Source organism: Tunicatimonas sp., from assembly GCF_049647865.1.
Lineage (GTDB): Bacteria > Bacteroidota > Bacteroidia > Cytophagales > Cyclobacteriaceae > Tunicatimonas.
Window position 1 is genome coordinate 1 of sequence record NZ_JBARYM010000335.1, and the last position, 4,049, is coordinate 4,049.

4 protein-coding genes are annotated in these 4,049 nt (G+C 41.8%); 2 read left to right on the forward strand and 2 right to left on the reverse strand.

The features are described 5' to 3' along the window. The first annotated feature begins 203 nt into the window (after nt 1-203). Nucleotides 204-1,298, forward strand: a complete 1,095-nt coding sequence (locus WBA23_RS10150; RefSeq protein ID WP_424582166.1) for an ISAs1 family transposase — start codon at nt 204-206, stop codon at nt 1,296-1,298. Here WBA23_RS10150 and WBA23_RS10155 read toward each other — a convergent pair. Beyond that, entirely contained in the window at nt 1,293-1,799 is a 507-nt protein-coding gene (locus WBA23_RS10155) for a gamma carbonic anhydrase family protein (RefSeq protein WP_424582167.1), read from the reverse strand. The two genes, WBA23_RS10150 and WBA23_RS10155, sit on opposite strands and share 6 nt — an antisense overlap. 63 nt (nt 1,800-1,862) lie before the next feature. Then, nucleotides 1,863-3,746, reverse strand: coding sequence for a hypothetical protein (locus tag WBA23_RS10160; RefSeq protein WP_424582168.1), 1,884 nt, complete (start codon nt 3,744-3,746; stop codon nt 1,863-1,865). Between the two features lie 176 nt (nt 3,747-3,922). On the opposite strand from WBA23_RS10160, the gene WBA23_RS10165 reads away from it, so the two are divergent. Continuing rightward, nucleotides 3,923-4,049 (forward strand): SMP-30/gluconolactonase/LRE family protein (locus WBA23_RS10165; protein ID WP_424582169.1); only part of this gene is annotated, 127 nt, incomplete at its 3' end.

Below are 4,049 nucleotides of genomic sequence, written 5' to 3' on the forward strand. Positions count from 1 at the left end.
GGATTTTAAGTACTTCAGGACAACTTCCCAATCCTTAAGTTACTAAAAAATAAAGCTTATATAAATAGGCACGGTCTTTTCATAAAAAAGAGAGGATAGCAAAAAGCTGTTAATTTTGATGTTCCACTATCAAACTAACAAACTATGCTACCCTGTCTTAAAAAAACGAATGTAGAACTTACTATCACTATCTGCAAGCCAATATGATTGATCCACGTGATAACCGGGGCAAACGCCATGATCTGCACTTTGTGTTGTTTGGGGTGCTGTTAGCGGTCATGACGGGCAAGGTGCTCATCGCCGAAATTCACCGGTTTTTGGTACGACATCACCATTGCCTATGCTCTTTATTGGGCTTATCGGTCAGGTATACAGTCTCTGATGTGCAATTGCGCCGTTTATTGGCCTTGGTGGATACTGTTACCTATCAACACTTTCATACTCGCTACTTTGGTTGGCAAGCCTGTTTGCTGGCTTCCAACAGTTGGGTTAGTTTTGATGGAAAAGAACTCAGAGGTACCATTGATGGGGTACTGGGAGAGAAAAGGGGATTGTGTATCGTCCGTCCTTTGCTACATCAAAGTAGTATTAGTCTATCGGGATTATTCTATCACGGGGCTAAAGAAAGCGAAATCACTTGTGTGAGAGAACTTTTACAAGAAGATGCTCTAGCTAGTCAACACCTCACTTTTGATGCTTTACATACCCAAAGTCAAACACTGGAAATGGTTCAGAATGCTAAAGGCACTTATATAGCCCAAGTGAAAGCTAATCAGCCCGTACTGCTGGAAGATTTACAAGATCATATCAAACTAATAGCCCCTATAGCTAAACAAGAAACTTCGGAGAAAGGCCACGGACGCATAGAAAGGCGAAAAGCTTCTTTTTATCCCACAGATGCCGTTTGCTTTGAGGAAAAATGGGATAGCTCAAAATTTGCTGTCCTGGTGGTAGTAGAGCGAGAAAGCACGCAATGTAAAACCGGCAAAGTGAGCCGGGAAACCAGTTATTACTTATCTAATGCCTCCATAGAGCAGATCACCCCCCAAGAATTCTTGCAAGCTATTCGGCAACATTGGAGCATTGAGGCCGATAATTGGGTCAGAGATGCTACCTTCCGCGAAGATCGCATCAGATGCAAAGAACCGGCCCGCAGCAAAACTTTAGCCAGTATTATATCGGTAGCAGGCAACTTACTTAGACAGCAGAAAAAGGGCTATCTGAAAGCCATGCAAGAAGAATTAACGTACAATCTATCGCTGGCAGTCCCCCTTTTCAAACACGCTGACTTTTTATGAAAAGGCCGTGTACATTGAATAATTGTCAGCGATTGTCTGCATACGCTCTTGATGCGATGAGTCCAGCTTTTTGATCTTACGAGCCGGCACTCCAGCGTATAGATACCCAGCTTCTACGATTGTATTTTCTAGTACTACAGCTCCAGCGGCAACTAATGCTCCTCTCCCAATTACAGCATGGTCCATCACAATAGCTCCCATCCCAATAAGTGCAAAGTCTTCCAAAGTGCATCCGTGCACTAACGCTCGGTGTCCGACCGATACATAATTACCGATGACTGTATTGGCTTTTTGGTACGTACCGTGGATAATTACCCCATCCTGAATATTGCTATTACTCCCAATCTCAATAGAAGCTACATCACCCCGGACAACAGTGTTAAACCACAAGCTACAGTCGTGGCCTACAGTAACTTCACCAATAAGAGTAGCCGTAGGTGCTATAAAACAGTTGTTTCCAACAGTGGGAGTATGTCCGCGAACAGAGATAATATGACTCATAAAAGAAAAACCTCCGAAAGTGAATACTGTTCGGAGGTCTTATCAGAAGTTAGCAATCGTTAATTAAGGTAGTTTTGGAAAAGCCGACCAATTTACGGCATCTGGATTGCTGAATTTAAGTAAAAATACGCCATCGTCAAAGTCCTGATCGTGGTAAGGGCGCTGTATATCTTCATAAGCAAGAACTAGCATTTGTTGCTCAGGAATAGCTAACACAATATTTTGTTGTTTAATGGGGCGGTTTTTGTTGAGCCACCAGCTTGAATAGTGCGTTTGGTACCCCGTTGTAACTTCTTCATCAACAAATCCTTTAAAGTTTAGGAAGAAGCCAAGCGTGTTTCCTCCTGAAAAGCCCGGTAGACAGACTTTATCGCCCTTCATTAAGTGACTTTCGCTAAGAGTAACGGTAGCATTGGGAAATAGTACGGTTTGATCCGTAAGATCGTTGGGGCTTTCTGGTTTGGTATTGTTGGGATATGTGTAGTATCCGATAGTATTTTTATGATGAGTTGATTCACCTACTACCGTAATTTCTAAATCAGTATCTTCCAACAGTGCAATATCAGTCAAAACTGTTGCTAGAAACCAATCTGGCTGACGTTGGGTGAGGTCGTCACCAGCAATGAACTGCTGATTGAGACGAGCTTCAACGTTAGCATTAATCTCGGTCCTGGTTTCACATAGATAGTCCGGACGACCATATTCGTTCCAGCCACCGATGGTAATGTAATCACCTGAATTGGGATCGTACTCAACAATTTCAATGATCTGTAATCCTTCGGTACCAGTAGCAACAAAAAGTAGGTTTTCTTGGCTCATTACGTAATTAGCTGATGCTGGAAATTGAACTGACCCGAACAATTGAAAATCTTCATCTACTTGATGCATTACGTACATCCCTGCGGCCCCATTAGCCGCAAATACTTTATCGCTCGCATAAGAAACACCATTACAAGTCAAGTTAACTGCTTCAACATCTTCAACTTCAGGAATGGTTATGTGCTGAGTTAGCGATCCATCTGGTCTACTTAGTAATTTCAACCCTTCCTGTCCAGCAGGCACAAAATAGGTATCGTCAGACATAGCAAAAACTGATTTTGCTCCGACCTCGTTTGCTCCTTCCGTAGCTACAGTCTGTACGATTTGCCAAGAATTCTTTTGAATGGTGGTAATCCGCGCAGGACTACCTTGCATCACGGTTACTTGATCGTCTGACACCAGCAAAGAACGAGCGTCATCCAAAGGAACAGTCTCTACCAGCTCAAGGCTAGCCTTGTTGTAAATACTCAAACCACCAGTGGAGCCGTGGGTGATGTAAATGAAATTTTCATCCACCTTCACATCGGTACTCACATACCCAGGTACATCAATCGTTTTGCGCTCCGATGATAGATTACCTTGGTAACTCACAATCTCTAAGATGGCGGGAGATGACAGGCTATCTTCATCCAATTGAGCACCCGCTAAGTAGATAATGCTATCATCAACGGCTACTGAACTAAATTCAGTATTTGGGTATATTGCTTGAGCGACTAAGGTGGCATTTCTAGGGTTTTGGACATTAATAATATCTAAACCACCCAAAAAGGCACTACCTTGGGTATTGTAGGTTACGTAAGCTAATCCGTCTTCTACAGTTACATGAGAAGCTTGCAACTTGCTATTTTGCCACTGAGGCGGGTCAACCTGTGCTCGTAGTACTAATACGTAGTTTAAATCCTCAGCGGGTTCGGTCTGTATCCTACCATTCTTGGTGGAAGCAGATACCTCTTCAAAGGGCAATACCTTATCACCTTCTGATAAGTAGATACGAGCGTCTTGATTACTGCTGTTTTGGATGATAATTTCCGGAGTGCTTTCAATGTCAACTTCTGAAGAAGGCTGACAGGCAGAAACTAAAGCCATCACTATAATGGCAAGAAATCCAATGTTTAGATGTAAATTCATATTACTAGATGTTAATATTCGGAACTAATTAATGTCAAATTTACAACATGTGTAATAAAAATGCAAATAAAAGTTATTATAATTATACTAATAGCAGTCTACAGTAGAAAAATTTGTGTATATGCTTATGATTACCATATTTTCATTATTATCTAGAAATTATTAAGCAGCTAATAATGAAGGCAGAATTACTATTAAAATGGGATGCTATTGTGGGCGAAGGTCCGGTTTGGGATTACCGTCACGATTGTTTGTACTGGGTAGACATACTACGTGGGCATGTATGTAAGTTTGATCCTAAAA